The organism is Cupriavidus sp. UGS-1, from assembly GCF_021213615.1.
Classification (GTDB): domain Bacteria; phylum Pseudomonadota; class Gammaproteobacteria; order Burkholderiales; family Burkholderiaceae; genus Cupriavidus.
This window is the reverse complement of record NZ_JAJQJF010000004.1, coordinates 35764-60394: the sequence shown is the minus strand read 5'-3', so window position 1 is coordinate 60394 and position 24631 is coordinate 35764. Positions and strand designations below refer to the sequence as shown.

The 24631-nt window shown below is 67.4% G+C and carries 16 protein-coding genes; 8 read left to right on the top strand and 8 right to left on the bottom strand.

The window, feature by feature from the left end; all coding sequences use genetic code 11:
* Positions 1-68 precede the first annotated feature (68 nt).
* On the bottom strand, positions 69-1223 hold the full coding sequence (locus LRR16_RS06935) for an acyl-CoA dehydrogenase family protein (protein ID WP_232205315.1): 1155 nt from the start codon (positions 1221-1223) through the stop codon (positions 69-71).
* A gap of 74 nt (positions 1224-1297) precedes the next feature.
* Entirely contained in the window at positions 1298-2482 is a 1185-nt protein-coding gene (locus tag LRR16_RS06930) for an acyl-CoA dehydrogenase family protein (protein WP_232205314.1), read from the bottom strand.
* A gap of 316 nt (positions 2483-2798) precedes the next feature.
* On the opposite strand from LRR16_RS06930, the gene LRR16_RS06925 reads away from it, so the two are divergent.
* The 5 genes from LRR16_RS06925 (at position 2799) to LRR16_RS06905 (ending at position 10098) form a co-directional block, all read left to right on the top strand.
* Positions 2799-3734: an alpha/beta fold hydrolase gene (locus LRR16_RS06925; protein WP_232205313.1), complete on the top strand. Its 936-nt coding sequence runs from the start codon at positions 2799-2801 to the stop codon at positions 3732-3734.
* Positions 3731-4486, top strand: a complete 756-nt coding sequence (locus tag LRR16_RS24450; RefSeq protein ID WP_304524535.1) for an alpha/beta hydrolase — start codon at positions 3731-3733, stop codon at positions 4484-4486. Before LRR16_RS06925 ends, LRR16_RS24450 begins: the two co-directional genes overlap by 4 nt.
* Positions 4483-5832, top strand: a complete 1350-nt coding sequence (locus tag LRR16_RS06915; RefSeq protein ID WP_232205312.1) for an MFS transporter — start codon at positions 4483-4485, stop codon at positions 5830-5832. Before LRR16_RS24450 ends, LRR16_RS06915 begins: the two co-directional genes overlap by 4 nt.
* 317 nt (positions 5833-6149) lie before the next feature.
* Positions 6150-7907, top strand: coding sequence for a long-chain-fatty-acid--CoA ligase (locus LRR16_RS06910; protein ID WP_232205311.1), 1758 nt, complete (start codon positions 6150-6152; stop codon positions 7905-7907).
* A gap of 109 nt (positions 7908-8016) precedes the next feature.
* Positions 8017-10098 (top strand): 3-hydroxyacyl-CoA dehydrogenase NAD-binding domain-containing protein, encoded by a 2082-nt coding sequence (locus LRR16_RS06905; protein WP_232205310.1) that lies wholly within the window; start codon positions 8017-8019, stop codon positions 10096-10098.
* Between the two features lie 115 nt (positions 10099-10213).
* Here the strand turns inward: LRR16_RS06905 and LRR16_RS06900 are convergent, their stop codons facing one another.
* Genes LRR16_RS06900 through LRR16_RS06885 form a run of 4 tightly spaced genes read right to left on the bottom strand, consistent with a single transcriptional unit; the run spans position 10214 to position 13120 of the window.
* Complete coding sequence (locus LRR16_RS06900) at positions 10214-11206, bottom strand: TauD/TfdA family dioxygenase (protein ID WP_232205309.1); 993 nt, start codon at positions 11204-11206, stop codon at positions 10214-10216.
* Positions 11203-12138 (bottom strand): 4'-phosphopantetheinyl transferase superfamily protein, encoded by a 936-nt coding sequence (locus LRR16_RS06895; RefSeq protein WP_232205308.1) that lies wholly within the window; start codon positions 12136-12138, stop codon positions 11203-11205. Before LRR16_RS06895 ends, LRR16_RS06900 begins: the two co-directional genes overlap by 4 nt.
* A complete protein-coding gene (locus LRR16_RS06890; protein ID WP_232205307.1) occupies positions 12132-12899 on the bottom strand; it encodes a thioesterase II family protein in 768 nt (255 codons plus the stop codon). The genes LRR16_RS06895 and LRR16_RS06890 overlap by 7 nt, the downstream gene beginning before the upstream one ends.
* Positions 12896-13120, bottom strand: coding sequence for an MbtH family protein (locus tag LRR16_RS06885; protein ID WP_006577824.1), 225 nt, complete (start codon positions 13118-13120; stop codon positions 12896-12898). Before LRR16_RS06885 ends, LRR16_RS06890 begins: the two co-directional genes overlap by 4 nt.
* 242 nt (positions 13121-13362) lie before the next feature.
* On the opposite strand from LRR16_RS06885, the gene LRR16_RS06880 reads away from it, so the two are divergent.
* Positions 13363-14724 (top strand): lysine N(6)-hydroxylase/L-ornithine N(5)-oxygenase family protein, encoded by a 1362-nt coding sequence (locus tag LRR16_RS06880; RefSeq protein ID WP_255674049.1) that lies wholly within the window; start codon positions 13363-13365, stop codon positions 14722-14724.
* Between the two features lie 127 nt (positions 14725-14851).
* Here LRR16_RS06880 and LRR16_RS06875 read toward each other — a convergent pair whose 3' ends face one another.
* A complete protein-coding gene (locus LRR16_RS06875; RefSeq protein WP_232205305.1) occupies positions 14852-15940 on the bottom strand; it encodes a GNAT family N-acetyltransferase in 1089 nt (362 codons plus the stop codon).
* 256 nt (positions 15941-16196) lie between these two features.
* Here LRR16_RS06875 and LRR16_RS06870 point away from each other — a divergent pair, with 256 nt between their 5' ends.
* Together LRR16_RS06870 and LRR16_RS06865 are read left to right on the top strand one after the other, a co-directional pair.
* A complete protein-coding gene (locus LRR16_RS06870; protein WP_232205304.1) occupies positions 16197-17405 on the top strand; it encodes a PepSY domain-containing protein in 1209 nt (402 codons plus the stop codon).
* Positions 17402-17647, top strand: coding sequence for a hypothetical protein (locus LRR16_RS06865; RefSeq protein WP_082928344.1), 246 nt, complete (start codon positions 17402-17404; stop codon positions 17645-17647). Before LRR16_RS06870 ends, LRR16_RS06865 begins: the two co-directional genes overlap by 4 nt.
* Here the strand turns inward: LRR16_RS06865 and LRR16_RS06860 are convergent.
* Positions 17598-24614, bottom strand: coding sequence for a non-ribosomal peptide synthetase (locus LRR16_RS06860; protein WP_232205303.1), 7017 nt, complete (start codon positions 24612-24614; stop codon positions 17598-17600). The two genes, LRR16_RS06865 and LRR16_RS06860, sit on opposite strands and share 50 nt — an antisense overlap.
* Positions 24615-24631: the final 17 nt, after the last annotated feature.

Here is a 24631-nt window from a genome sequence, read left to right as displayed (position 1 = left end):
GCCCCTTGGTCTAGTGAATTTCCCGGGGGCGGGCCGCCGTGCGGCCCAAGCTGTCTCCCCGGTACCGGCTAGTAGCCGCGCAGCCGTGCCCAGCGATCGGCGTGGAAGTTGGCGTCGCCCAGCCACTCCTGCGCGGTGCGCGCCCGCTTCATGAAGAAGCCGATTTCGAACTCGTCGGTCATGCCGATGCCGCCGTGCATCTGCACGCCTTCCTGCACCGCGAGCGTCGCGGTCTCGCCCGCCTTGGCCTTGGCGGCCGATACCAGCGCCTCGGGGCCGTCCGGCACCGACTCGTCCAGCCGTTGCTGGCAGCGCAGCACGATGGCGCGCGTCAGCTCGAGTTCGGTGAACAGATGGGCGGCGCGATGCTGCAGCGCCTGGAATTCGCCGATGATCTTGCCGAACTGTCGGCGCTCCTTCAGATAGGCCAGCGTGCGGGCGAAGGCCTCGTCCGCGATGCCCAGCAGCTCGGACGACAGCACCGCGCGGCCGATGTCGAGCGCGCGCTCGAGGATCGCACCACCGCCATCGACGTCGCCGAGTACCGCATCGGCGGGCACCTGCACCCCTTCGAAGACGATGCGCGCGGCCTGCGTGGCGTCGGCCAATACCACCCGTTCGATTCGCACGCCAGCACTGGTGCGGGGTACCAGCAGCAGCGTGATGCCGTGCGTGTCCTCGCTCTGTCCCGCCTGGGGATCGGCGGTGCGCGCCGCCACGATTAGCGTGTCCGCCACGTGGCCGTCGACGACCAGCTGCTTGCTGCCGTCGAGCCGATAGCCGCCGGCATCGGGCGTCGCGCGGGTGGACAGGCGGAACGGCCGATGCTTGCCGGCCTCGTCCAGCGCCAGTGCGGTCAGGTGCCGGCCGGCCGCGATCGCGGGCAGCAGCGCGTCGCGTTGTGCGTCGGTGCCGAAGTGGGTCAGCAGCGAGGCGCCGAGCACCGAGGTGGAGAGGAAGGGCGACGGCGCCAGCGTGCGGCCGATCGCCTCCATGATGACGCCCGCTTCCACCACGCCGAGCCCGCTGCCGCCGTACGCCTCCGGCACGAGCACGCCGGCGAGGCCGAGATCGGCGAAGCGTTGCCACAGCTCGCGCGAGAAGCCGGTCGGGTCGCCGCTGTCGCGCATCGCGCGCAGCGCCGCGATCGGTGCGTTCTCGCGCAGGAAGGTCAGCGCGCTGTCGCGCAGCATGTCCTGGGTGTCGTTCAGTACGATGGCCATGTCGATGTCCGCGAAGGTAGCCGCCGAGCCGCGCGATCGCGCGGTCCCGGCACGGTGAAGGGAGGGAAGGGCCGTCAGGCCCCGGGCAGGCCCAGGATCCGCTTGGCGACGATGTTCAGCTGGACCTCGCTGGTGCCGCCTTCGATCGAGTTGGCCTTGGTGCGCAGCCAGGCGCGCGCGGTGGCGCCCTGCTGGCTGCGTTCGCTTTCCCATTCGAGCGCGTCGCTGCCGCCGACCGACATCAGCAGTTCGTAGCGCCGCTTGTTCAGCTCGGCGCCGTAGTACTTCAACACCGAGGAAAACGCGGCAATCCCCTCGCCTTGCCTGGCGAGGTCGCGCACCCGTTCGCCCGCGAAGCCGAACGCGGCCTCGTCGATCTCGAAGCGGGCCAGTTGCGCGCGCAGCATCGGCTCGTCGAGCCGGCCGGCCGCATCGGTGCCGATCGCCTTGGCGGCATGGCGTCCCAGCGGCTGCCGGAAGCCGCGGCTGCCGATCGCGCTGATCATGTCGCGCTCATGGGTCAGCAGATACTTGGCGATCTCCCAGCCGCCGTTCAGCTCACCGACCAACTGGTCGCGCGGCACCACGACATCGTCGAAGAAGGTCTCGCAGAACGGCGACTTGCCGGAGATCAGCACGATCGGCCGTGTCGTCACCCCGGGCGTCTCCATGTCGAACAGCAGGAAGCTGATGCCGGTGTGCTTCTGCGCGGAGAAGTCGGTGCGCACCAGGCAGAAGATCCAGTCGGCCTTGTCGGCATACGAGGTCCAGATCTTCTGGCCGTTGACGACGAAGTGGTCGCCACGGTCCTCGGCGCGCGTCTGCAGCGCCGCCAGGTCGGAGCCGGCGTTCGGCTCGGAATAGCCCTGGCACCAGCGGATCTCGCCGCGCGCGATCTTCGGCAGGTGCTCGCGCTTCTGCGCCTCGCTGCCGTACTTCAGCAGGGCCGGCCCCAGCATCGAGATGCCGAAGCTCTGCAGCGGCACCCGGCAGCCGAGCCGCTGCATTTCCTCGCGTAGGATCTTGGCCTGTTCGCGGCTCAGGCCGCCGCCACCGTATTCGCGCGGCCATTCGGGCACGGTCCAGCCGCGCTCGGCCATCCGTTCGAGCCACTGGCGCTGCGCCTCGGAGCGGAAGCGGAACTTGCGTCCGCCCCAGCAGATGTCCTCGTCGTCCTGCACCGGCTGCCGCATCTCGGGCGGGCAATTGTCCTGCAGCCAGGCGTGCGTCTGCTGCCGGAACGTCTCCAGGTCTTCCACGGTGGTCTCCTGTCGCGGTGGGCGGCCTCTGCGGGCCGTCGTCTCTTGCTCGAACCGTGCGCCGCGTGATGCCGAATGCGGCGATCAAGGGCGTGCAGGGCCGTTATACAAGCGTGCGCCGGACATCGTCAATACGCCATTTACGAAAACGGTATCGACCATGCAAACGGCGCATACCGGCTATGCCGCACACGGCGCGGATAAAAAGGCAATATGGCGGAGGGACGGCCTTGTGCTAGCATCGCCGGAAACATACCAACATCACGAAACAGGCCGGCGGCGCCAGCTGACGCCCAGCTCGGCCCAAGGTGGAGACATGCAGACCAGCGAGCCTTCGACGGACGATGCGGTGTGGACCTTCCCGGGCGCGCGGGCGCCCGACCGCCGCCGCTGGGTCGATGCCAGCGGCTTGCGGCTCGCCGTCTACGAATGGGGCGAGCCGGACGCCACGCCGCTGCTGCTGGTCCATGGCGCGCTCGACTTCGCCCGGACCTTCGATGCGTTTGCGCCGCTGCTGGCCGATGCGGGATACCGCGTGGTGTCGTACGACCATCGCGGCCATGGCGATTCCGATCACGCCGATCTGTACAACTGGGTTGCCGACGTGCGCGACATGCTGGCGGTGGCGGACTCGATCACGCGGGAGCCGTGCCTGGCGGTCGGCCACAGCAAGGGCGGCTCGCTGCTGGTGCAGGCGATCCAGGCGCTGCCGCACCGGTTCACCCGGTTCGCCGCGATCGACGGCCTGCCGTTCCGCAGCCCGCATGCCGACAGCGCGGTACGCGAACGCAAGTCCTCGCTGACCGGGCCCGTCATTACCCGCTGGCTCGATGCGCGGCGGCGCAGCGGCGAGCTCGAGCGGCGTCCCGGCACGCTGGAGGAACTGGCGCAGCGCCGCGCCAGGATGAACCCGCGCCTGAGCCACGAGTGGCTGTGCTACATCGCCTCGCACGGCGCACGCCGGGACGAACAGGGCTGGCGCTGGAAGCTGGACCCCGCGATCGGCGTGGGCGGCTTCGGACCGATGCGTGTGCGCTGGATGACCGACAGGCTGCCCGGCTTTCCGATTCCGATGCTGGCGATCTTCGGCTCCGAGAAGGAGCCGATGGGCTGGGACGCGACAGCCGACGACCTGATGCCGTTCTTCCCCGCCAGCACGGAAGTCCATCGGATGCAGGACGTCGGCCATTTCATCCATATCGAACGGCCGCAGGAAACGGCGCGCCGCATCCTGCAGTTCTTCGGGGCATGACCATGTCCTTGACCTCATCCCAGCGCCAATCGCCGGGCCAATCCCCGGGCCAATCGCCGCGCCAATCGCCGCGACAATATCTGCCTCACCATCGTCTGCGGCTCGCGCTGCATCGGCTCAAGGATGGCGGCGGTCATCCGCTGCTGTTGCTGCACGGCCTGGGCGAGCGCTCGCCGGCCACGCTGCCGGCCGAATATTCAAGTTGGCCCGGCCCCGTCCATGCGCTCGACTTCACCGGCCACGGTGAATCGGACCTGCCGCGCGGCGGCGGCTACAGCTGCGAGTTCCTGATGGCCGACGCCGACATCGCGTTGGCGCACCTGGGCCCGTGCACGCTTTCCGGACGCGGCATCGGCGGTTATGTCGCGCTGCTGCTGGCGGGCGCGCGTCCCGGCGAGGTACGTGGCGCCATCGTCCGCGATGGGCCCGGACTGTGCGGCGGCGGCAGCGCGGCGCGCAGCCCCTATATCCCCGTGCCCGACCTGAGCCAACTGGCGCCGCCCGATCCCTTTGCGATTGCCGAGCTCGCCAATGACGTCCGTCCGCCCAGCTACGCGTCGAGCTTCGCGATGCTGGCGTCGCAGCATTCCGACCTCGACACGCCGATCTCGGTCTGCTGCTGCGAGCGTCCGCCGTGGCTTTCCGCGGTGATGGAGCTGCTGTCGCTGGAGCCGGTTGCGCTGGAGCAGGCCCTGCGGCAGTACGCGGCGATGCCGGCGCCCGGCATGCGTTCGGGGCCGGAGTCGGCATGAGCTCCGCACTGTCGCCGGCCCGCGAGTCCACCGATGTGGACGACGCCGATGCGGACGACGACGGCGAGCGCGGCTATCTGGACCATGTGTCGCGGCATTACCGCCGCAACGCGATGGCGTTCCTGGCGCACGGCATGCTCGGCATGACGGGCTTCCGGCTGGTCACCGCGCCGACCTTCGTGCCGGCCTATCTGTATCTGCTGTCCGGCTCCAAGCTGACCGTCGGGCTGGTGTTGTCGGCCCAGTACGCCGGCATGGCCGCGTCGTCGATGTGGGGCGCGACGCTGATCGAGCATCGGCAACAGGTGATGCCGATGCTGTACCGCGTCGGCTGGCTGGTGAGGCTGCAAGTGCTGGGGCTCGCATTGTCGGCGCTGTGGCTGTCGGGCGCGGCGGCACTGACGGCTGCCGCGGTCTTCCTGCTGCTGTTCGGCCTGCTCAACGGCGTGCAGAACGTCGCCTTTCAATACCTGACCTCGAAGATCATTCCGCTGCATCGCCGCGGCGGCCTCAGCGCGCTGCGCAACTTCTTCGGCGGGCTGACCGCGGCGGCGGTGGCCTGGCTTGGCGGACGCTATCTGGTCGGTCACGACGTGCTGGGCAACGGCTATGCCGCGACCTTCCTGGCCGCCTTCGTGCTGACCAGCCTCGGCATTTCGGCACTGGCCGGCATGCGCGAGCCCGCGTTGCAGGATGTGCGCCTGCCGGTCGGCTTCCGGCGCCGCATCCGCGAAGTGCCGGCGCTGCTGCGGGCGCAGCCCGACTTCGTGCGCTTCTTCGTCGCCCGCGCGCTGGTGGCGCTGGGCATGATGGCGATGCCGTTCTATGCGATCTATGCGGGCCAGCATATCGACCTGTCCGGTGCCACGCTCGGTTATCTGAGCCTGGCCTATCTGCTTGCGCAGACCGCGAGCAATCTGCTGTGGGGCCGGCTGGCCGACCGCCATGGCTACCGGCTCGTGTTCCTCGCCAGCATCGCGTTATGGATCGCCGCTACCGCGCTGTTGCTGGGCTGCGGCTCGCTGGGCTGGTTCGTGCTGGCCTTCTGCGGACTCGGTGCGGGCTTCGGCGGCTTCTTTATTTCCGCCGACAACCTGGTGATGGAATTCGGCGCGCGCAAGGACCGGCCGATGCTGCTGGCCGTCGCGGGTACCGGCACCTACGCGATGATGGCGATCGGCCCGGTGCTCGGCGGCATGCTGGCCCAGGGCGTCCGCTTCTGGCTGGTGTTCGCACTGGCCATCGCGGTCAAGTGCCTGGCGTTCGCGATGGCTCTGGCGATGAAAGATCCGCGACGGCGGCCCGGCCCGTTGCCGCCGAACCAGGGCGATCCGATGACGTCTTGACGGGCGGCTGCGATGCGAGAACGCCGACGCCCACGCTGACGCTTGCGCGAGTGTTTGCTCCCCTCTCCCGCCTGCGGGAGAGGGGCTGGGGGAGAGGGAAAAGGGCGGCTGTCGTGCCACCGATGCATGCCATGGCGAACGCCGTATGCCCTCTCCCCCGACCCCTCTCCCGCTTGCGGGAGAGGGGAGAAAGACAGCGATCGATCCATCGGCGCGCCGCAGCATGCGTGCGCCACGGGCTGCTTCCTCTCCGGCTTGCGGGAGAGGGGAGCCGGACAAGAAGGACAAAGGGCAAGAACCACGATCCAGGAGACGAGATGGAAGCGAGAACCTATCCCGAGTTCAGCACCCACTATCCGCTGCTGTTGACCACGATCATGCGGCGGCCCGTGCGGATGTATCCCGACCAGATCGGTGTCGTCTACCGCAATCACATCAGCGGCGAGTATTTCCGCTTTACGTGGGACCAGTGGTATCGGCGCGTCTGCCGGCTGGCCAACGCGCTGTCGTCGGAGCTGGGCGTGGTGGCCGGCACACCGGGCGAACCCGGCGACCGCATCGCCACCATGGCGCTGAACACCCATCGCCACCTGGAACTGTACTTCGGCGTACCGGGCGTCGGCGCGACGCTGCACCCGGTCAATGTCCGTCTGTCGCCGGAACATATCGTCTACACGATCCGCCATGCGCAGGACCGCGTGCTGTTCTTCGACGACACGCTGCTGCCGCTGGTCGAGGGTATCTACGACCATATCAAGGACGTGGTGCAGCGTTTCGTCTATCTGTCGAACAAGCCCGGCCTGCCCGAAACGCGCATCGCGAACCTGATCCACTACGAGGATCTGTTGGCAAGGCAGCCGGAGCAGTTCGACTGGCCGGCGCTGCACGAGGACGTCAACGCAACGCTGTGCTACACCACCGGCACCACCGGGCAACCCAAGGGCGCGACCTTCACGCACCGCCAGCTGTATCTGATGACGGTGCACGTGATGGCGCAGATGGCGATCGCCAACACGCCGTCGATCGATATCGAGGACGGCCTGGGCGTGCGGCTCGGCGAGTCCGCGGTGCCGCTGCTGAACACGCCGATGTTCCATATCCATGCCTGGGGCGCGCCGTTCATCGCGGTCTACAGCGCGCAGAAGATCGTGCTGCATGGCACCTTCACCGTGCAGGGGTTCTGTGAGCTGGTCGAGCGCGAGAAGGTGACCTCGGTCGGCATCGTCGCCACCATTGCGGCGATGCTGCTCGAATACCCGGACCTGCACAAATACGACCTGAGCAGCCTGGTGCGCGTCAACGTCGGCGGCGGGGCGCTGCCGCTGGGCCTGAAGAAGAAACTCGAAGCGCTGATCCCGTCGTTCCGGATGAGCTCCGGCTACGGCATGACGGAAACCGCGCCGACGATCGTCACCTCGTTCATCAAGAAGGATCTGGTCGACCTGGATCGGGAGCAGACCGATGCGCTGCTGGTCAAGGCGGGCCTGCCGATCCTTGGCGTCGACGTCGAGGTGGTCGACGACGATGGCCGGCCGGTTCCCAAAGACGACCAGACCGTTGGCGAGATCGTCGTGCGCGCGCCGTGGACCACCGAACGCTATTTCCGCGACCCTGAAAAGAGCGCGGACCTGTGGCGGGGCGGCTGGCTGCATACCGGCGACCTGGCCAAGGTCGACGCGCACGGCTATATCACGATCGCCGACCGCATCAAGGACGTGATCCGCAGCGGCGCCGAGATGGTGCCGACCGTGCTGCTCGAGAACCTGATCGCGATGGCCGACTTCGTGCAGGAGGCGACGGTGGTCGGCGTGCCCGATCCGGTCTGGGGCGAACGGCCGATGGCGCTGGTCAGCGTGCGCACCGGCTTCGAGGCCGACGAATATGCGGTGATCGACTTCCTGAAGACCCATGGCGTCGACACCGGCCGCATCACCAAGTGGATGCTGCCCAAGCTGGTGGCGATCACGCGGGACATCCCGAAGACCAGCGTTGGCAAATACAACAAGAAGCGCATCCGCGACGAGCTGGACCGCTTCCTGGCGATCGCGCGCGATGTCAGCGATCGTGCGGGCTGAGTTGGCCGTGGGCTGCGTGGCTTTTATCCCGTGCCCAATCCGATCCGAGGCCCGAGGCCGGTCCTGAATCCAATTCCGATTTCAATCCAATTCCAATGGAGACACATCGATGACGACCATCAATCCGGTCACCGACCTTACCGTGGACGCCGGCATCGCCGTGCTGACGATCGACTCGCCGCCTGTCAACGCGCTGTCGGCCAATGTCCGTGCCGGCATCCTGGCGGGGGTCAAGCAGGCCGTCGCCGACGACGCGGTCAAGGCCATCGTGCTGACCTGCGCCGGCAAGACGTTCATCGCCGGCGCCGACATCACCGAGTTCGGCAAGCCGCCGACTGGGCCGTCGCTGCCCGAGGTGCAGGCCGCGATCGAGGATGCGCCCAAGGCGGTGATCGCGGCCATTCACGGCACCGCGCTCGGCGGCGGGCTGGAAGTCGCGCTGGTCTGCCACTATCGTGTCGCCGCGCGTTCGGCCAAATGCGGCCTGCCCGAGGTCAATCTCGGCCTGCTGCCGGGCGCTGGCGGCACCCAGCGGCTGCCGCGCATCGTCGGCGTCGAGAAGGCGCTGGAGATGGTCACCTCGGGCACCCATGTACCCGCGCCGGCCGCGGCCGAGATGGGCCTGGTCGATCTGCTGACCGATGACGCCAGCCTGCGCGCCGACGCCATCGCATTCGCCCGCCAGGTGGTGGGGGAAGGGCGGCCGCTGCGCAAGGTGCGCGACCTCGACGACAAGATCGCCGCGGCGCGCGGCAAGCCGGAGATCTTCGCTGAATTCCGCCGGGCCAACGCCCGCCGTTTTCGCGGCTTCGATGCGCCCGAATACAACATCCGCTGCATCGAGGCAGCGGTTGAACTGCCGTTCGACGAGGGACTCAAGCGCGAACGCGCGATGTTCGTCGAGCTGCTGAACGGCACGCAGTCGGCGGCGCAGCGCTACTACTTCTTCGCCTCGCGGCAGGTCTGGCAGCTGCCCGATATCGATGCCGATACGCCGCTGCTGCCGGTCAGGCAGGTCGGCATCATCGGCGCCGGCACGATGGGCGGCGGCATTGCGATGAACTTCCTGAACGCCGGCTATCCGGTCACCATCGTCGAGACATCGCAGCAGGCGCTGGACCGCGGCGTCCGCACGATCCGGACCAACTACGAGAACACGGCCAAGAAGGGCCGCATCAGCGCCACCGACATCGAGCACCGCATGGCGCTGCTGACGCCGACGCTGGAGATGGAAAAGCTGGCCGACGCCGATCTGGTGATAGAGGCCGTGTTCGAGAACATGGACGTCAAGAAGGACGTGTTCGGCCGGCTCGACCGCATCGCCAAGCCCGGCGCGATCCTCGCGACCAATACCTCGGCGCTGGACGTCGACGAGATCGCCGCCGCCACGTCGCGGCCTGAGGCGGTCATCGGCCTGCATTTCTTCTCGCCGGCCAATGTGATGAAGCTGCTGGAAGTCGTGCGCGGCGCCAGGACCGCCAAGCCGGTGATCCGCACGTCGATGGAACTGGCCCGCAAGATCGGCAAGATCGCCGCGCTGGTCGGCGTCTGCCCGGGCTTCGTCGGCAACCGGATGCTGGCGCAACGCCAGCGTGAGGCGCAGAAGCTCGTGCTGGAAGGCGCGCTGCCGTGGGACGTCGACCGCGCGCTGTACGAATTCGGCTTTCCGATGGGACCGTTCGCGATGAGCGACCTGGCCGGCCTCGACCTCGGCTGGGTCCGGGAGAAATCGAGCAGCTCGACGCTGCGCGAAATCCTCTGCGAAATGGACCGGCGCGGCCAGAAGACCGGTGCCGGTTACTACGACTACGACGAGAAACGCAACGCCAAACCGTCGCCGGTGGTCGAGCAGGTGATCCGCGACTTCGCGGCGAAGCAGGGCCGGACCAGCCGTGTGGTCTCGGAGCAGGAGATCCTGGAGCGCTGCATTTACCCGATGATCAACGAGGGCGCGAAGATCCTGGAGGAGGGCAAGGCGATCCGCGCGTCGGACATCGACGTGATCTGGGTCAACGGCTATGGCTGGCCGGTCTACCGCGGCGGTCCGATGTTCTACGCGGACACGATCGGGCTGGACAAGGTGCTGGAGACGCTGCGGCGCTACGAGGAGAGCTTCGGTCCCGACTTCAAGCCAGCCAGGCTGCTGGAGGAACTGGTGGCACAGGGGCGCAAGTTCGGCGACCTGAAGTAGGTCACCTGCTCGTCGTCCCCGCGAAAGCGGGGACCCAGCGGCTTTGAACGACAGAACGACGCTGGATTCCCGCTTTCGCGGGAATGACGAGACTTGGCGGTGCGCCCCGACATTGCTACGCCGGCGCGCCGTGCGGCTCCGCCATCGCCACCACGACCTTGCGCGGACCGCTGAACGGCTCCCGCGCGTGGGCGGTCAGCATATTGTCCAGCATCAGCACATCGCCCTCGCGCCACGGAAACACGATCTTGTGCGCGTCCAGCACCGCGCGGACCGCGTCCAGCTCGGCATCGGGAATCGGCGCGCCGTCGCCGTAGTAGACGTTGCGCGGCAGGTCCTCTTCGCCGACGGTATCGAGCAGCACCTCGCGCATCTCGGGCGCCAGCGCCGACAGATGGAACAGATGGGCCTGATTGAACCACACCGGATCGCCGGTATGCGGATGATGGGCGATGCCCTGTACCCGCTGCCGCGTGCGCAGTTCGCCGTCGTCCTTCCATTCACAGACGATGCCATGTCGCGCGCAGTAGGCCTCGACCTCGGTCCGGTCCCCGGTGTTGAACACCTGCTGCCAGGGCACATCCATGCCGTTGCCGAAGTTGCGTACATAGCAAAGCCCGCGCGTGGCAAAGCGTTCCCGTGTGCCGGCATCGACCGCGCGGTAGATCGCGCGGCTGTCGGCAATCGGCGTTTCGCCGCCCTGCGGTGCCGCGCGTTCGCAATAGAACCAGATCTTCATCGGCCATTCGCGCGTATAGGCCTGTTCGTTGTGCAACGGAATCGATTGGTGCGCCGGGTATTCGGTCGAGGTATAGACGCCGCCAGTCACCTTGCTGCGCGGCGTGGAACCGAACTCGTAGCTCAGCAGCGGATGGCCGAAGGCGGCGGCAAAGGCCCGAAATCCCTGGGCGCCGCCGACGGCGAACGAGCGGAACAGCACGCCGCCGGTGGTGCGCAGGTGCGCGTCGATGTCCGCGCGCAGACGGGGCAGCGCTTCGATCAGCGGTTCGCCCGCGCTGGCGGCCTCGATCGTGAAGGGCAACGCCGCCGCGCGCGGCGAAGACGCGGCGGTCAGCGACTCGACGGTAGGCGTAGACAGATCGGTCATGCGGTCCTCATCGGGATGGCTTCGGCAGAGTTTCTCCCCTCTCCCGCTCGCGGGAGAGGGGCGGGGGAGAGGGAAGGGCGTTCGCCAGAGCGAAGGTCGTCGATATGCCAGGGCTCTTCCCTCTCTCCCAACCCCTCTACCGCGTGGCGGGAGAGGGGAGCAGAGAGCGGTCGAGCAAGTAGCGCCACGGCGGCGCGATATGGCAGGTCAGCACAGCTCACTGGGCACGGCAGCGAGACAACGAGGCTGGCCTCTGCCGGGTGCCACGACCCGAGCGACGTCGGCAGCTTTTCGCTCGGCCCACGGGGGCGCCAACATCCATCCCCGGATCCCTGCAGCGCAACCTGCTGCCAGCGCGCATCGGCGATGCCGGTGCCCGCCGCCTTGGTCAGGGCTTCGCGGGCGGTCCACAACGCATAGAAGCGGTCCAGCCGCAGCGCGGGATGGCAACCGTGCAGCATCGTCTGTTCGTCCGGCGAGAACGCCGATGCGGCCAGCGCAAGCGGCTCCACCGGGCGGCACTGCTCGACGTCGACACCGACCGCCGCGATCGCGGGATCGGTTGCGATGGCGATCAATCCGATCCGGCCGCTGTGCGAGACGTTGAATCTCGGCGCGTCGTGGATCGCCGGCGGCAATATCGGTTTGCCCTGGAGGCCGGCCTGCAGCGGCAGTTCCCACGGCGCAAGGTCGAGATACGCGCCGAGCAAGCGCCGCAGCGCACCGCGTACCGCGGCAAAGCGGGCCCGATCGGCGACGCGGCGATAGGCGCGCAGCCGTGCCGTTTCCGGCGGCGACAGGACTGCCAGGTCGCCGGGCACAGGGTCGGCCCGGATGTCGATGTCCAGTCGCCAGACACGTATGTCGTAGCGGGCGAGCGGCGAGGGAAGGGGGACAGGAACCGGCACGGGCACGAGCGTCGGCGCTAGCATGCGCTGGCCTCCGCGGGATTGCTCACCGGGGCAGCCGGGGCCGATACGCCGAGCTGCATGCCGATTCGCGCCAGCATCGAGCCAGTGTGCTCGCGCAGGAAGAAGTGGCCGCCGTCGTACCAGTCCAGCGTAAAGGCACCCGCCGTTTCATGCCCCCAGCCGGCGATCGCACCGCCGACGCTGCGATCACCACGTCCGCCGAATGCATGCAGCGAACAGCGCAGCAACGGCCGCTCGCGATGCCGATAGCTGGCACAGACACGAAAGTCCGCGCGCAGCACTGGCAATGTCAGCGCCATCATTTCTTCGTGTTCCAGCAGCTCCGGCGGCGTGCCGTCGAGCTCGCGCAGATGATCCATCAGGGCGGCATCGTCGAGCGGTCCGGCGAAACGGTCTGGCTCGCGCAGCCGGGGGGCCGGACAACCCGAGACCAGCAGCGCGCAAGCGGGTTCCCCCCCGGCCTGCCAGCGGTGTGCCAGCTCGTAGGCGAGCAGCCCGCCCATGCTGTGGCCGAACAACGCGTGGCGGCTGCGTGCCGACTGTGCCAACAGCCGTTGCTGGCGCAATTCATGTTCGAGCTGGTCGCACAGCGCATCGAACGACTCGCACAGGGGCTGGCCGATCCTGGTGCCACGGCCGGGCAGTTCGATCGGCCGGATCGTCAGCCCGGCCGGCGCCGCGCGATGCCATCCGGCATAGGCCGCGGCGCCCGCGCCCGCATTGGGCAGGCACCACAGCGTGACCGGCCCCTGCGTAGTCATCGCGCCGTGGACTCGCCTTGCGCTTCCATCGCGGCGCGCAGGCTCGCGGGCCGCATATCGGTCCAGTGGGTCTCGATGTACTCCAGGCATTGCTGCCGCTGGCCGCTGAAGCCGACGGCTCGCCAGCCGGCCGGGATCGGACGGTAATCGGGCCAGATCGAATACTGCTCTTCCGGATTGATGACGACCTGGAAGAGCAGCGTGTCGCTGTCAAAGCTCATGGTGTGTCCCTTGTCTGACTGGATGCGTGGCGGTGGCGACGCAGATGCGAGCGCCTGTGACAACAAGACGGACCGCGACGGGGCGAATTTAGTCGGGCTGGCCGGCTTGCGTTCGGGATAGCCAGATCGAGTCTGAAAATCTAAATATCGCCGGCCCCGGATCGTCACATCGGATATCCCCGCACGAGACGCGGGGTCGGCCGGTGCGTCGGTCGCCGAACTCCCACCGCAAGGGGCATCAGATGACAAGCAGTGCTTTGGAATACGATCTACTCGGCATTGGCTTCGGGCCATCGAATCTGGCGTTGGCCATTGCGATGGAAGAGCGCGCAGGTGCCGCGGCCGCTGCCCGGGCCGTGCGCCCACCGCGCTATGCCTTTATCGAACGCAAGCCCGATTTCGTCTGGCACGGCGGCATGCTGCTGGACGACACCGATATGCAGATCTCCTTCCTGAAGGATCTGGCCACCCTGCGCAATCCGCGCAGCCCTTATACCTTCATCAACTATCTGCACAGCCGCGGCCGGCTCGAATCGTTCATCAATCTGAAGACCTTCTTCCCAAGCCGGATCGAGTTCAACGATTACCTGGCTTGGGTCGCGTCGCACTTCGGCGAGCGTTGCCACTATGGCGAGGAAGCGATCGACGTGGTGCCGGAGCCGGCCGACGGCGTGGTGCAACGCCTGCGTGTCCGTTCGCGTGGAGCGGACGGGCGCATTCACGAACGGCTGACGCGCAATCTGGTGATGGGCGTGGGCGGCGAGCCGCAGGTGCCCGCGGCCTTCCGTGGCTGGCGCGATGCGCGCGTGGTGCATTCGTCGGGCTATCTGGACCGGATCGCCCAATATCGCGGCGACAACGCGCCGCGGCGGATTGCGGTGGTCGGGGGCGGGCAGAGCGCGGCCGAGGTCTTCATGGACCTGGTCAAGCGCTTCCCGGCCGCGGAGGTCGCGATGGTGATGCGCGGCGGTGCGCTGAAGCCGTCGGACGACAGCCCGTTCGTCAACGAGATCTTCAGCCCGGGCTTCACCGACTTCATCTATCGGCAGCCGGGCGATCGCCGCCAGCAGATGCTGCAGGAATACCGCAATACCAATTACTCGGTGGTCGACCTCGACCTGATCGAGCGTATCTATCAGCTTCTCTATCAGCAAAAGGTGGTCGGCAATCCGCAGCACCAGTTGCTTCCCGGCAAGGACATCGAGGCGGCCGCGTCCCAACCCGACGGCATCGCCTGCGTGCTGCGCGACCGCGCGAATGGCGCCGTGCAGCGCCAGCAGTTCGATCTGGTGGTGCTGGCCACCGGCTATCGGCGCCAGGCCCATGAGCGCATGCTGGCGCCGCTGGCCTCGGTGATCGGCGAAGGCTTCCGCGTCGACCGGCAATATCGGCTGCAGACCTCGACGCGCTGCCTGCCGCAGATCTTCCTGCAGGGATGCTGCGAGGACAGCCACGGCCTCAGCGATACGCTGCTGTCGGTGCTGGCGGTGCGCTCGCACGAGATCGCCGAGGCGGTGTTGGCGAACGAGACGCAAGCGGGCCGTGAGGCGGTGCCTCTGGCGCCGGAGACGATCGAGTCCCGGCCGCTGGTCGGCACGGCGTAGGCATATCGCTGACTATGTCGTCGTCCCCGCGCACGCGGGGACCCAGTGACTTCAGCGCTCTCACAAGACGCTGGCCCCCGCGTCCGCGGGCGCGACAATCTTCTACCGTGTTCTCGGGAGTGACACATCAGGACGCCGTGTATAACCCGTCCCGGTCCGCGGGCAGGTACAGATGCTCGCCAAAGAAGCGCTCGCGCAGCAGCATCACCAGCATGGCCTGCTTGTGCGGGAAGTCGAACAGCTTGACCTTCGAGAAGCCGGCCCGATCAAGATTGGCGATCTGGCGGTGATGGTCGGAGCGCGGTTCGCCGACGATGCGCTGCGTGCGCGGATCGTCGAGGAACTGGAAGTGCTGGATGGCGGGGAACCATGCGGTCAGGAAGGGCTTGCCCCGAAATGCCGGCTCGCCGATCAGCACATGCCAGCCGCGGTCGTAGTCGTTGGCGTCGTAGAACGGCGCGATGCGGTTCTCCTTGGCCCAATAGACCTCGAAGTAACCGAACGGCGTGCCATCGATCGATGCGATCAGCGGCAGCATGTGCGGATCGTCGATCAGCCCTTGCAGATAGCGCCGGTGCTTTTCCGCGTCGCCTTCCTCCTGCCAGAAGTGAGCGACATCGGGATCGTTCATCCAGCGGTGCAGGCTGGCAAGGTCGTGCTCGACGGTGGCGGCGTGCAGCGTGAACGTGCGCCGCAGCCACGGGATATAGCGGGCATAGACCGTGCCCGCCGGCTTCGGCGGACGCACCGGATGGCGTTTCTCGCCGGTCATCGCATAGCGCAGCGGATAGGCCGTCTCGAGGCGGCCGCCCAGCCATAGCGGGGCGTATTGCCACAGCATCGCCGCCTCGCAACGGTCGCCATCGGCGTGCGGACGGACCACGCCGCGCCGATGCAGCAACGCCCGCGTCGGCTGGTGTTCGATATCGACGTCGACGACGGTCGCGCTCCACTGCGTCGTGATCGCTTCGAGCGCGGCGATCGCGGCATCGGCGGACGCTTCCGTCTCGGCAAACGACTCCGCGAGTCGCAGCACCGGGCGCGGGCCGTGGGTGACGGCGAAGGCCGCCAGCGCTTCATTGCGGCGAGCGTCTCGCACCTCCAGGCGTCCGGCTTGCCACGACGATTCCAGCGCGTCGCCACGCGCCTCGAAGGAGCGGAATCCGTGGAACGAGGCCGCGCTGCCCGTCTCGCTGCCCGTCTGTTCGATCGGCATGATGTTCTCCATGGTGATGGCCGGAAAAGGCGTTCGGCCGGTGTTGGAGAGACGGTGGGGGAGGCGGGAAATTTACGCAGGCGCGAGATTGTCGCCCCCGCGAAGGCGGGGCCCAGCGTCTTTGCTGGCGCGCTGAAGTCGGCGGGTCCCCGCATGCGCGGGGACGACCGGTGACCGGACTATCTCCCCGCATCAGACCCATATAGAATGCGAATCATTCGCAAATAGGAAAAGGCCGCCGCCCGCGCCAGCCACCATGCATATCCGAACGTTCCGCATCTGGTACCTGATCCACAAATGGACCAGCCTGATCTGCACCGTCTTCCTGCTGCTGCTGTGCCTGACCGGCCTGCCGCTGATCTTCGGGCATGAGATCGACCACTGGCTGGGCAATGGCGTCGAGGCGCCGGAGCTGCCGGCCGACGCGGGCCGGGTGCCGGTCGACCGCATCGTCGCCGACGCGCTGGAACGGCGCCCCGGCACGGCCGTCCGCTTCGTCACCGCAGACGACGAGGAGCCGGTCTGGTTCGTCTCGCTGTCCTCGCGCGAGGCGCCGCGCCAGGGCGGAGCGCTGCTGACCTACGACGCGCGTACCGGCGACCTGCTGCGCGATACGCCGCTGCGGTCCGGCTTCATGCTCGTCATGGTCAAGCTGCATACGGACCTGTTCGCGGGTCTGGCCGGCACGCTGTTCCTTGGCTTCATGGGACTGCTGTTCGTCATCTCGATCGTCTCGGGCATCGTCGTCTATGGCCCGCTGATGAAGAAGCTGCCGTTCGGCACCGTGCGCCGTGAACGCTCGACACGGCTCAAATGGCTGGACCTGCATAACGTGCTGGGCATGGCCACACTGTCGTGGGCCTTCGTGGTCGGGCTGACCGGCGTGCTGCTGACGCTGGCCAAGCCGACATACAGCTTCTGGCAGGCCACCGAGTTGAAGGCCATGGTCGCGCCCTTTGCGGCCAAGGACGGCGCGTCGCCCGCTGCTGCCGCGCCGCCCGAGAAGCTGGCCTCGCTCGATGCGGCGATCGCGCTGGCCAAGGCCGAGGAGCCGGATATGACCACGGCTTTCGTCGCCTTCCCCGGCACGCCGCTCGCCGGCAACCATCACTACGCGGTCTTCATGCGCGGCGACGCGCATATCACCTCGCGCCTGATCAAGCCGGTGCTGGTCGACGCGCAGACCGGTGCCTTCGCGGCAAAGCGCGAGATGCCCTGGTACGTCGCCGCGCTGCGGATTTCCGGCCCGCTGCATTTCGGCGACTACGGCGCGATGCCGCTGAAGATCCTGTGGGCCGTGCTGGACCTCATCACGATCGTGTTGCTCGGCAGCGGCATCTATCTGTGGGTCGGCCGCACGCGCACGACCAATGCGCGCCTGCGCAAGCTCGAAGACGAGCAGCGTACCGCGGAGCGCGCCGCGCCCGCGGTCGCCGCCGTGACCCAAAGCGGAGCCAGCCAATGAAAACGCCCGGGACGTTTCTGTGGATCTACGGCATGCCGATCGTGCTGGCCATCGCCGGCTGCGTCGGCCTGGCCGCCGCGCTGTTCGCGGACGGGGTTTGGGACTGGGTCTCGTGGCTGGCGCTGGGTGCGATGACGGCGGCCGGGCTCTGGTACGCGCTGATCCCGGCCCCCTCGTCCACCGAGCGCGGCATCAACCGTTCGCCGGCACGGCCTCCAGCCGATCGCGCAGCCCGTCAATAAAGGCCGGCGCCCGCACGATTCCCAGGTGGGTCGCCGCGACCCGCTGGGCATAGGCTGGCTGCCGTTCCAGCATGGTGGCCAGCCGTTCGATATCCTCCTCGGCCCGGTCGCCCGCCCACCAGCAGGTCGGTGCCACGCGCAGCGGCTGCAGCGACATGTCGTGACTGAGCTCGCGCAGTCGCTCGGCGGTGGCGAACATCCGTGACAGCTCGTCCGGGTCCGCGTGCCCGACGCCGCCGGCCAGCGTGAAGGCCCGCCGGACCAGATGCTCGACCAGCGCGGCGCCTTGCCGCTCCGCCCGCGCCTTGGCCAATTCCTCTGCAAAGCCGCTGTCCGCCAACTGCGGAAACAGCTGCAGCAGATACTGGTGGAGCTCGTCGAGGGAACCACGCTGGCGGACCGGCGCCGTCCCCTGGCGCGGCACCAGGGTGTCCACCAGCCCAAGGAACGCCACCGTTTCGCCGGCGTCTTCGAGGATCGCCGCCATTCGCGCGGCCAGTGCGCCGCCGAGCGACCATCCCAGCAGCCGATAGGGACCCGTGGGTTGCACGGCGCGAATCGCCATCACGTGCAGATGCGCAAGATGTTCCAGGGAGTCGATCGTGTCCAGCGGCGGACAGGCCAGCCCATGGACCGTGCAGGCGCCCTCCAGCGATCGGGCCAGCGGCGTGTAGTCGAACACATTGCCAAACGACGCGTGCAGGCAGAATAGCGGCGTTGCATCGCCGGAAGGCCGATTCAAGGGCACGGGCCGATGCTGCGCAGCGTCGGCGCCGCCGAGCACCTGGCACAGCGACGCGATCGTCTGGTGTTCCATCAGATGGCGCAACTCGATCGCCAGACCCGCGCCTGTCGCGGCGCGCAGCCGAGTCAGCACTTGCAGGCAGAGCAGCGAATGACCCCCAAGCTCGAAGAAGTTGTCGTGGATGCCGACCTGCTCGGCGCCGAGCACGTCCTGCCAGATTTGCGCAAGCAGCGCCTCGGTCTCGTTGCGCGGGGCGATATAGCCTTGCGTCTCCCAGACCGGGGCGGGCAGGGCGCGGCGGTCGAGCTTGCCGTTGGGCGTGACCGGGAGCCGCTCGAGCGCGGTGATTTGAGCCGGCACCATATGGTCGGGCAGTTTGGCCTTCAATTGGGTCCTTAGCACGGCGGTATCCGTGCCGTCCAACACGCAGTAGGCCACCAGCCTGTCCTCATGGACGATCACCGCGGCATCCTTGACGCCTGAATGCGACCGCAGCAGATGGGCAATCTCGCCAAGTTCGACGCGGTAGCCGCGGATCTTGACCTGTTCGTCCTGGCGGCCCAGATATTGAATCCGGCCGTCCGCATCCTGCTTGACGCGATCGCCGGTGCGGTACATCCGTGCGCCGGAGGTGAAGGGATCGGGCAAGAAGCGTTCGGCAGTGAGCCCGGGCCGTCCAAGGTAGCCGCGGGCCAGCTGCGGTCCGGCGATATAGAGCTCACCAACAATGCCGCTTGGTACCGGGTTCAGGTCGGCATCCAGCACGTAGACGCGCGAGCCGGGCAGCGGGGTGCCGGTAGGTAGCTGCCGCTCGGGCAGGGACACAGCTTCATGCGTCAGTACGCCGACGGTGGTTTCCGTCGGTCCGTAGTGGTTGAACAGCCGGCAGTGAGGTTTCAGGTCGCGGACCGTGCGGGCCAAATCGGCGGACGTCGCTTCGCCACCAAGAATCAGTGCCTGCTCGGGCAGCACGTCGGCAGGCTGCCGAGCCTGCAACAGACCGCGCAGATGACTCGGCACGATCTTGAGCACCCCGACGCGGTGCCGTGCCATATATTCCGCAAACCGATCGGGATCGAAGCCGCGCTCGCGCGAAATCAAATGCAAGGTGCGGCCGCTGCAAAGGGCACCGAACAGCACGGTATGGCCCAAGTCGGCGGCCGTGGTCGAGACCATCGCCATCGAGGCATCGGCCGGCAGTTGCAGCCGGTGCAGCACGCCGGAGACGTAGTGCGCCAACGCGTCATGACTGACGACCACGCCTTTCGGGGCGCCGGTCGAGCCGGAGGTGTAGATCAGATAAGCGGCCTGGCCCGGAAGCAGCGAGACAGCAGGGGCTTCGTCCACTGGCGCCACCGAAGCCGGATCGACGCAATCGACGCCGGGCACGGAGCCAACGACAACGGGTGCCCCGGCATCGTCCAGCAGCTGCCGCAAGCGCTCGGCAGGCTGTGCCGGATCGAGCGGCACACAGACGGATCCGGCCTTCAGGATGCCGAGCAGGCCGGTAACGAATGCAGGCGAGCGTTCGACACAGAGCCCAACCCGCGCCTCGCGCCCAACGCCGCGCGCGATCAACGCCGCGGCAATACCATTGGCCAACCGATCGGTCTCACCGCGCGTCAGCGTGCGATCCTCATACTGCAATGCAATGGATAAGGGGTCCCGCTCCACGTTGCATCGCCATGCCGAAAGCACGTCCGCCGGCGCGGAGCTCATGGCGTCTCCGACGAGCCTTCCGTCGTCCCGGCTGCTCAGCATCAACTCACTGACACGAGGGTCAGACACTGTCGCCATCTGATCCAGAATACCGAGGTAGTGCCGCAGCATCCGTTCGACGGTATGGTGGTCGAATAGATCGCAGGCATATCCCATGGCCCCAAACACCGCGCCGGTCTGGTCCTCCTGGGTGTCCAGGGACAAGTCCACCTTGGTCGATCGGACGGATCGCTCCACCGGTTCCAATTGCAGTCCCGGCAGACGTTGCGCAATGCTGCGGTCGCGCCGCTGATGGTTCAGCATGACCTGGAACAGCGGGTTACGCGACGGGTCCCGCTCCGGTTGCAGCGCCTCGACCAGTTGCTCGAACGGCAGCTCCTGATGGGCCTGAGCCTGCAGCACCGACTCGCGGGCACGGGCCAGCACGGATTCGAACGCCATGCTGCCGTCGATTTCGGTACGCAGGACCTGCGTGTTGACGAAGAGGCCGACCACGCCCTCCGTTTCGACGCGGTTGCGGTTGGCCACCGGCACGCCGACGCGCAGGTCGCGCTGTCCTGTGTAGCGGTAGAGCAGGACCTGGAAGGCGGCCAGCAGCACGGTAAAGAGGGTGGTGTCGGCACGACGCGCCAAGGCCCTGAGCTTGGCTGTGAGGTCCGCATCGAGCGAGAACGGAACCGCGCCGCCGCGATGGCTCGGCACCGCCGGGCGTGGCCGGTCCGTCGGCAGTTCCAGCACGACCGTGCCATCGTCTGCCAGATGCGACTTCCAGTAGCGCAGCTGCCGCTCCAGTTCGCCGGCCTCGAGCCACTGCTTCTGCCAGGCCGCGTAGTCGGCGTACTGGATCGGCAGCGGAGCCAATTGCGCGGGCTGGCCGCTGACGAAGCCGGCATAGAGCCGCGCGAACTCGTCGATCACTACGTTCATCGACCAGCCGTCGGAGACGATATGGTGCATCGTGACCAGCAGGATATGGTCGTCGTCGGCCAGGCGCAGCAGTCGTACGCGCAGCAGCGGGCCCTGTTCGAGGTCGAATGGGGCCTGGGCTTCGGCATCGACCATCGATTGCACGGAAGCGTCGCGCTCGGCGGACCCGATGTCGCGCAGATCGTTGATGGCGATCGGCAGTGAGGCGGGCGGATGGATGCGCTGCACCGCCTGCTCGCCTTCCTGATGGAAGGTGGTGCGCAGGCTTTCGTGCCGTTCCACCAACGCATCGAAGGTCCGCTGCATCGCTGCCTGAACAAGATTGCCGCGCAACCGCACCGCCCGGGGAATGTTGTACGCGGCGCTGTTGCGGTTCCATTGCCACAGGAACCATAGCCGTTGCTGGGCCCACGACAACGGGATTGGACCGCTTCGATTGGCCCGTGCCGGGCCGGGATTGATCGTCGCCGTGGACGGCAATGCGCCATCCTGGTTTGCCGCTATCGCCTGCGCAAGGTCGCTCAGTACCGGATTGGAAAAGACCTGCTTGGGCAACAGCTTGTGGCCGGCCTTCTTCAGCCGGGCGATCACCTTCAACGACAGGATCGAATCGCCCCCAAGCTCGAAGAAATTGTCAGTGGCACCGACGCGTTCGACACCGAGGACGTCTTGCCAGACCTGCGCGAGCAGCGTCTCGATGTCGTTGCGCGGGGCGACGTAGCCTTGCGTCTCCCAGACCGGTGCGGGCAGCGCACGGCGGTCCAGCTTGCCGTTTGGCGTGATCGGCAGCCGGTCGAGTGCAATCAGCTGCGCCGGGACCATATGGTCCGGTAGTTGCGCCTTGAGGCGGGACCTGAGCGTCGCGGTATCGGCCTCGTCCAGCACGCAGTAGGCGACCAGCCGGTCGTCGTGGACGATCACCGCGGCGTCCTTGACCCCGGGCTGTGACCGCAGCAGATGGGCGACTTCGCCGAGTTCGACACGGTAGCCGCGGATCTTGACCTGTTCGTCCTGGCGGCCGAGGTATTCAATCCGGCCCTCCGCATCCTGCTTGACGCGATCGCCGGTGCGGTACATCCGTGCGCCGGAGGTGAAGGGATCGGGCACGAAGCGTTCGGCAGTGAGCCCGGGCCGTCCGAGGTAGCCGCGGGCCAGCTGCGGTCCGGCGATATAGAGCTCACCGACAATGCCGCTTGGTACCGGGTTCAGGTCGGCATCCAGCACGTAGACGCGCGAGTCGGGCAGCGGGGTGCCGGTAGGTAGCTGCCGGTCGGGCAGGGACACAGCTTCATGCGTCAGTACGCCGACGGTGGTCTCCGTCGGTCCGTAGTGGTTGAACAGCCGGCAGTGCGGCTTCAGGTCACGGACCGTGCGGGCCAATTCGGCCGAGGTCGCTTCCCCACCGAGAATGAGTGCCTGTTCGGGCAGCACGTCGGCAGGCTGCCGAGCCTGCAGCAACCCGCGCAGATGACTCGGCACGATCTTGAGCACGCCGACACGGCGCTGCGCCATGTACTCAGCAAACCGATCGGGATCGAAGCCGCGCTCGCGCGAGATTAGGTGCAGGGTCCGGCCGCTGCAGAGGGCGCCGAATAGCACGGTATGGCCGAGGTCTGCGGCTGTGGTCGAGACCATTGCCATCGAGGCATCGGCCGGCAGCTCGAGCCGGTGCAGCACGCCCGAGACGTATTGCGCGAGCGCATCGTGGCTGACGACCACGCCCTTCGGGGTGCCGGTCGAGCCGGAGGTGTAGATCAGATAAGCGGCCTGGCCTGGAAGCAGCGAGACGGCAAGGGCGTCGTCCACCGGCGCCACAGATGCCGGATCGATGCAATCGAAGCCGGGCACGGAGCCAACGACGACCGGTGCCCCGGCATCGTCCAGCAGCTGCCGCAAGCGCTCGGCAGGCTGTGCCGGATCGAGCGGCACACAGACGGCTCCGGCCTTCAGGATGCCGAGCAGGCCGGTAACGAATGCCGGCGAGCGTTCGACGCAGAGTCCAACCCGCATCTCCCGCCCGACACCACGCTCGATCAGCGCCGCGGCAATACCATTGGCCAACCGATCGGTCTCACCGCGCGTCAGCGTCTGGTCCTCATATCGCAACGCAATGGCCGAAGGGTCGGCCTCGACGCTGCGCCGCCAGGCAGCCAGGACGTCCGGCAACGCTCCGCCAACCGGTTCGGCGACCAGCACGCCCCCGTCACCCGGAAGTCCGATCTGCCCGAGGCATTGGTCGGGATCGGCCAGCATGCGTTGCAGCGCCTGTTCCATCCGGCCCAGCAATGCCGTGATGTCCCGGTCGGCGAAGCGATCGCGCTGATAAGCGAGCGTCAGGTGCAGGCACTCGTCCATCGCCGCGATCAGGCTCAGCGGATAGTTGTTGCGGCCGCTGATGACAAAGTCGCCGCCATCTTCCATGGCGCCAGCGCCCAGCAGGCGGATGTCGATATCGCCCTGCCTTTGCTTCAGCGCCGCGTCGACGGGATAGTTCTCGAACACCAGGATGCTGTCGAACAACGCGCCGCCTTCGCCCGGGCGCGCCAGCCGCTGGATGTCCGGCAGCGGCATATGCTCGTGCTGCTGATTCTCTATCGCCTGCTGCTGAATGGTGCGCCACCATTGCCCCACCGGCAGATCGCTGGGTAGACGGACGCGCAGCGGAATCGTGTTGATGAACAGGCCGACCATCGTCTCGATGCCTGGAAAGTCCCCGGATCGCCCGGACACCGTGGTCCCGAACACCACGTCGTCGCTGCCGCTGTGCCGGGCCAGCACCCAGGCCCACAAGGCTTGCACCAGCGTATTGACGGTGATGCCCGCCCGTCGCGCCAGCGTGCGCGCGGTGTCGCTGAGAGCCGGCGATAGCGACAGCTTCTGTTCCGCATAGCCGGAGCGGCCGGTCTCAGGCACGCTCGCCGGCAGCGGCGTCGGCATCTCGACGTCGGCCAGTGCCTGCTGCCAATAGCTCGCGGACGCCGCCTTGTCGCGCTGGCCCAGCCATTGCAGATAGGCGCTGAACGGACGCGGCGCCGTGGCGTGCAGCGGCTGGCCGCGGCGCAACGTCAGATAGGACTGCAACACGTCGCTGAGCACCATGCCGACGCTCCAGCCATCCATCGCGACATGGTGGAAGGACCACGCCAGCCACCAGCGCCGGGCCTCCACGTGGAACAGACTGAGCCGAAGATCGGCGGCCCTGCGAAAAGGGAAGCCCTCCAGCCGCTGTGCCTTCAGTCGGGCTTCGAGCTGCCGGCGCTGCTCGTCCGCCGGCAAGTTGCGCCAATCGACCTGCTCGAGTTGAACGGGCCGCCGTTTGTACGCGATCTGCAGCGGCACATCGCTCTGGCCCCAGATAAAGTCGCTGCGCAGCGCCTGATGCCGGTCGGCCGTCCATTGCCAGGCGCGGATGAAGTCGTCGATTGCCAGTTCGCCGCGAATGTCGAACACGCGCTGATAGTGATAGGGGTCGCCGTCGCCGCGTTCCAGTGCGTGGAACAGGACGCCCTGCTGCAAGGCGGTCAATGCCGCAATGCTCTCGATGTCCTGTTTGCGTCGTTCGGTGGCAATCGTCATGGTTGGATTCAAAAGTC

Coding starts and splice junctions, on each gene's coding strand:
- LRR16_RS06905 (WP_232205310.1), top strand. CDS start 8,017: ATGACGACCATCAATCCGGTCACCGACCTTACCGTGGACGCCGGCATC.
- LRR16_RS06900 (WP_232205309.1), bottom strand. CDS start 11,206: ATGACCGATCTGTCTACGCCTACCGTCGAGTCGCTGACCGCCGCGTCT.
- LRR16_RS24450 (WP_304524535.1), top strand. CDS start 3,731: ATGACCATGTCCTTGACCTCATCCCAGCGCCAATCGCCGGGCCAATCC.
- LRR16_RS06885 (WP_006577824.1), bottom strand. CDS start 13,120: ATGAGCTTTGACAGCGACACGCTGCTCTTCCAGGTCGTCATCAATCCG.
- LRR16_RS06910 (WP_232205311.1), top strand. CDS start 6,150: ATGGAAGCGAGAACCTATCCCGAGTTCAGCACCCACTATCCGCTGCTG.
- LRR16_RS06860 (WP_232205303.1), bottom strand. CDS start 24,614: ATGACGATTGCCACCGAACGACGCAAACAGGACATCGAGAGCATTGCG.
- LRR16_RS06870 (WP_232205304.1), top strand. CDS start 16,197: ATGCATATCCGAACGTTCCGCATCTGGTACCTGATCCACAAATGGACC.
- LRR16_RS06895 (WP_232205308.1), bottom strand. CDS start 12,138: ATGCTAGCGCCGACGCTCGTGCCCGTGCCGGTTCCTGTCCCCCTTCCC.
- LRR16_RS06915 (WP_232205312.1), top strand. CDS start 4,483: ATGAGCTCCGCACTGTCGCCGGCCCGCGAGTCCACCGATGTGGACGAC.
- LRR16_RS06890 (WP_232205307.1), bottom strand. CDS start 12,899: ATGACTACGCAGGGGCCGGTCACGCTGTGGTGCCTGCCCAATGCGGGC.
- LRR16_RS06880 (WP_255674049.1), top strand. CDS start 13,363: ATGACAAGCAGTGCTTTGGAATACGATCTACTCGGCATTGGCTTCGGG.
- LRR16_RS06935 (WP_232205315.1), bottom strand. CDS start 1,223: ATGGCCATCGTACTGAACGACACCCAGGACATGCTGCGCGACAGCGCG.
- LRR16_RS06865 (WP_082928344.1), top strand. CDS start 17,402: ATGAAAACGCCCGGGACGTTTCTGTGGATCTACGGCATGCCGATCGTG.
- LRR16_RS06875 (WP_232205305.1), bottom strand. CDS start 15,940: ATGCCGATCGAACAGACGGGCAGCGAGACGGGCAGCGCGGCCTCGTTC.
- LRR16_RS06925 (WP_232205313.1), top strand. CDS start 2,799: ATGCAGACCAGCGAGCCTTCGACGGACGATGCGGTGTGGACCTTCCCG.